The following is a 4325-nucleotide window of genomic DNA, read 5'->3' on the forward strand; positions in this document are numbered from 1 at the left end:
TACCTATGACCGACGGCGCGGAACGGTGATCCAGAGTTTCGCTTTGAAGAACAGTCAGACGGGCCGCACCATTCGGGATGCGGAAGGGATCGCTGTCGACGTGGAGTCAAAACGGCTCTACGTAGTCAGCGATCTGGACGCCGAACTGAATGTGTTTCGAATCGGGGAACGGTGATTCTGCAACACAACCTCACAGATTTTTTTCGACAAACGCCCAGGCGGCTGCGTCGTTGAATTCGTGTCCCCCTTCGAAGATCACGTGCTCGAAGCGGTCATTGAGGTTCAGATTCTCATAAAAGGTAGCCGCACGGGGGGCGATCTGTTTTCCTGCTTCGCGATGCGAGGCGTTGTCGCGTGAGCCTGCCTGAATCTGATGCGCCCGCGGGCAGATCAGCGCGACAAGGTCGGCGTCGTTGAACAGCGTCATTCGATCCATGAACCGGAAGTCGCTGGGAATCGAGAGTTCGTCTTTTGCATAACGACCTTCCTGAACGCCGAAATAACAACTGGAGACGGAAACTCTAATCCGTGGATCAACGGCCGGCGTGACCTGTGCGTAGTACCCGCCGTATGAAAGGCCGACCATCCCAATCCGGCTGGCATCAACGTCGGGACGCTTGACGAGTTCATCGATGGCATACGTGATCTTGGCGATTTCGACGGCGGTGATACTGGTGCCGATGAGTCGCATGCGGTCATCGATCTGGTGGCGGATGTCTTTCGGAAATTCGTCGGCCCGAAACAGATGCTGCGGTGCGTAAACAAGGTAACCCCGCTTGACGGCTCCACGAACCATGTCGTGATAATTCGCGCCGCCGTTGAACAGCGCGACTTCCGGCGAGCCGCCGCCCCCATGCATGGAGATGATCAACGGCGTTTTTCCTTTTGCGGATTTAGGGACGATAAAAATCCCCTCGGAATGCACGCCGGGTAGAATCGGGAACATCGCCCGGTAATACACGCCGATGGCATCTTCGCCGATCTGTTGATAAGTGGCCAGCTTGTCGGGCCGCTTACCGGGAGGCGGGTAGCCGATGCTGGCACAGAACGCGGCTCGCAGAGGTTCTGCGGATTTCGCAAACGCTTCCGGTGAAGCATAATCAGGGCGGAACAATTTCTGAAACCGGCTCCGGTCGGCGGCCATGAGTTTAATGTATTCATCCAGCTCCCGCGCCTGCTCGTTACGCAACGGATTCGAATCGGCCACCTTTTGATTGAAGTATTCCGATTTCGCAGACTCGGATTGCGCCTGTGCGAGTGTGGGGATCAGAAAACAGAGAATCACGAACGCTTGAGCTGCCTTCATACCAGTGTCCTTTCGATGTCGTTGTTGTCATGCATCGTTGAGTATTTTTGAAGTTTCGATTCTAACCGGGGGAAATCGTGGCGTCTATTCGGGGGATGAATTGAATGTGTCGTAGGGTGCGGCCCTGTGTGGCCGCCCGCAGGGACAGGGTGGCATGCTTACCAACGCGCGAATGCTTCCACTGGTCCCATCGACAGAGTAAAAAGAATTGAGCCTCACCAGGCGGGTGGGCACGCGGGCACCGCCCCTACGTTTTAGTTGCCGAAATGCATTCGGAAACATCCTCTGTTTCGTGTTTTTCGTGGTAGTAAATATCCTGGAGACGTGGATCACGTTGTCTTCAAAATATCCAGTTTGTCAAACTTTTGACCGAAGACGGTTTGACTGGGAACGTTCAGCCAGTCTTCCAGGATCGTGGTGTAGACGCTGCGGAAGTCGATGCCGAAGACGGGATCACCGTCAACCAGATTTTCCAGATCAGGATCGGGGCCGTGTACTCCTGACTTGAGATTGCTGCCGACCAGGAACACGGGGCCTGCGGTGCCGTGATCGGTGCCTGCGCTGGCGTTTTCTTCGACGCGTCGGCCGAATTCCGAGAAGACCAGAACCAGTACCGGCCGATTCGGAACGTGTTTGCTGACATCAGAAATGAACGCCTTCAGGGATCGTCCCAAATCAATTAATGCATTGCGGTGAGAATTGAGCTGCTCTGAATGCGTGTCGAAGCCCGTGTGTTCGGTGTAATAAATGGGCGTGGAAAACCCGGCGCGAATCAGTTGAGCCACCATCCGGAGTCGTTCTGCCAGCGGGTTCTCGGGATACTTGCTCGAAGTGGACTGGTCGAGATTGATTTTTCGGATCTGCTCAGCCGTCGTATGCACGGCGAGTGAACTTTGCAGGGCCGCTTGCAGGAGCGGGTTTGAAGTGGAACCGGTTCCGTTTTTCCAGGCGGCAATCTGGGCCTGCTGAGTTTTCTGATCGAAGAGACCGGTGCTGTGTTTGAACTGCGCGAGACTTTTAATCGAGGGGACCCGTACGCGGCTGCCGAGCAATGCCTGGGGCATTTCGTCGAGGCCGATATTGAATGCCTGCACCGCTGCTGTCTGTTGAGCGACCGTCGCACGCTGATTAATCGTGCGGGCCAGCCAGCCTTCTCGCGCGTCCACGCTCTTTTGGGAACTCAATTTCTGATCGCTGGGAGCCGTCTGCCAGATCGCCATCGATTCGAAATGCGAACGATTGGGGTTTGGATAACCGACACTCTGAATGATCGCTGCCTGCTCTTCATCGAACAGACTTTTTAATTCCTGCAAAGAGGGATGCAGGCCGATGTGGTCGTTCAGTCGATGAAGTTTTGCGTCGGCCAGTTGCAGTTTGGGGCGCAGCCTGCGGTAGGTTTTGTCCGTGAACGGGACCACGGTATTCAACCCATCATTGCCGCCCGTTAATTGCAGGACGACGAGCACCCGGTCGGACTTTGGTTCCTGTCCCGCGGCGGCGAAGGCGGTTTGCTTCAGGAACGCAGGCACGGCGGCGAGCAGCGTGGAACTCAGTCCCAGAAATTCGCGACGGCTGTAGTTCATGTTGATCTCCTATGCTAATTGGAATTCCGGTGTTTGTAACAGCACCAGCAGGGCGGCGCGCAGTTGCTGCTGGTCTTTGACTGCCAGACGGTTCGCGAGTGCCTCTGATTCCGGGCTGAGGTTGTTTTGCAGAAGCAACTTGGAAAACGAATTGACTGCCTGCGACGGTTCGATCGAATGTTCTTTGAGCCAGCGTGTGGGATCATAGGCTGGTAAGCCTGACAGCGGATTGCCGTTTAACAATTCCGCGATCCAGTTCATTCTGGTCAGAGTACAGTTGGAATTGAGCCAGGCCGTCCCCCCCTCCCAGCCTTTGACGCTGGGAGGGTTGAATAGAATTTGTCCCTGCTGATCACAGTTGAGAGCCACCAGTGGCAACAGGTTGGGAATTCGCTTCGGTTCCAGTTGGCGAATGGTGCCGACGCAGAATTCGACCGGCGACTTGACACGCTGCCAACAGGCGGCTGGTGAGAAGAAGTGCTGAGATCGCAGGATGATGCCGACCACATGTTCGATGGAATAATTGCTGGCCCGCATCTGCATGGCCAGCGGTTCGATCAGGGTGTCATCGGGAATGGTGCTCTCACTGACGAACCAGCGATAAAGGCGGCGGCAGAGGTATTTGGCGGCTTCGGGTTGCTGAAGAATGATGCGGAAAATATCTTTGTGCCGCCAGACGCCCGTTTGTCCCAGAAATGTTTTGGGACCGGTGTCGACAAGTGTTTCGTCGTAAAAAAAATCGTTGGTCTCATTCAGCAGGTTGTCGCGCCCCGGTTTCCAGCCAGTCAGACTGCGGGCCGCTTCGCGGATGTCCGTTTCGCTATAGTGGCCTTCTCCGAGCGTGAAGAGTTCGAGCAGTTCCCGCGCGAAGTTTTCGTTGGGGTGTTCTTTTTGATTGGCGCCTCCATTGAGCCACTTCAACATTGCCGGATTGGCTTCGATGGCGATCAGCAGATCCCCGAACTTGCCGCGCGCGTGTTCGCGAAAGAGTTCATTCTGATCCAGCATCAGTTTCAGGTTAAAGACCCCCGAAATCGCTGTCGCGAAGTGGTTGTGCCAGAATAAGGTCAATTTTTCTCCCAACGGGTCACTGCCGAACGTCATCCGAAATAACCACCAGGCCTGCAGGGGAGATAAACTTTCCGCCGCCATAAAACTGGCTCCGGAAGCCTCAATAATGTTTTTGAGCGCGTCGGCCACCCGTCGGAATTTCTGGGGTGCGGGCGGCGGATGCAGTAAACGGTCGATGCTCTCCGCGGGCCCCGCTTTGAGATCGCGGTGCAGTTCTTCCCAGTTCGCAGCAAAGCCGGCGCGGCGGTGCAGATGGGCCACCTTTTCCAGGTTCCACGGTTCTTCCGGCGTCGGCACATAAGGTGCCCAGGGTTGCGAGTCTGATTTCATCAATCTACCCCTTGACTCGGGAACGTCACAAACTC

Annotated in this window: 3 protein-coding genes; all 3 read right to left on the minus strand. The window is 55.6% G+C overall.

All coding sequences use genetic code 11. From position 1 onward, the window contains the following. Positions 1-190 precede the first annotated feature (190 nt). Positions 191-1306 (minus strand): dienelactone hydrolase family protein, encoded by a 1116-nt coding sequence (locus Q0294_RS04040; protein ID WP_299461177.1) that lies wholly within the window; start codon positions 1304-1306, stop codon positions 191-193. A gap of 329 nt (positions 1307-1635) precedes the next feature. Then, positions 1636-2889 (minus strand): DUF1501 domain-containing protein, encoded by a 1254-nt coding sequence (locus tag Q0294_RS04045; RefSeq protein WP_299461179.1) that lies wholly within the window; start codon positions 2887-2889, stop codon positions 1636-1638. A gap of 9 nt (positions 2890-2898) precedes the next feature. Beyond that, complete coding sequence (locus Q0294_RS04050; protein ID WP_299461181.1) at positions 2899-4290, minus strand: DUF1800 domain-containing protein; 1392 nt, start codon at positions 4288-4290, stop codon at positions 2899-2901. Between the last annotated feature and the right edge of the window lie 35 nt (positions 4291-4325).

The organism is uncultured Gimesia sp. (assembly GCF_937919775.1).
Taxonomy (GTDB): Bacteria; Planctomycetota; Planctomycetia; order Planctomycetales; family Planctomycetaceae; genus Gimesia.